At 66.9% G+C, this 359-nt stretch carries 1 protein-coding gene; it reads left to right on the top strand.

Annotated elements, in window-relative coordinates; genetic code table 11:
- The coding region (locus HX873_RS31370; RefSeq protein ID WP_177123847.1) for an HAD-IC family P-type ATPase at positions 1–359 on the top strand (359 nt) is incomplete at both ends.

The raw sequence follows: 359 nt of genomic DNA, 5'->3' as shown, positions 1-359 counted from the left end.
CGGCTGGCGCACGTTGCTGCTGTCGGGAGACAGCTCGCCGATGGTTGCCAGTGTCGCCGCCGAGCTGGGCATCGACGAAGCCCATGGCGGCCTGCGCCCCGATGACAAGCTGCAAATGCTGCAACAGCTGCACAAGGAAGGCCGCAAGGTGCTGATGCTCGGCGATGGCGTCAACGATGTGCCGGTGCTGGCCGCCGCCGATATCAGCGTGGCCATGGGCTCGGCCACCGACCTGGCCAAGACCAGCGCCGACGCGGTGTTGCTGTCGAACCGCCTCGACGCCCTGGTGCAAGCCTTTACCCTGGCCCGGCGCACCCGCCGGGTAATCATTGAAAACCTGCTGTGGGCCGGGCTGTACA

This window comes from Pseudomonas sp. P7758 (genome assembly GCF_013386485.1).
Taxonomy (GTDB): Bacteria; Pseudomonadota; Gammaproteobacteria; order Pseudomonadales; family Pseudomonadaceae; genus Aquipseudomonas.
The sequence above is the reverse complement of the archived record's forward strand: the minus strand, read 5'-3'. Positions and strand labels throughout refer to the sequence as shown.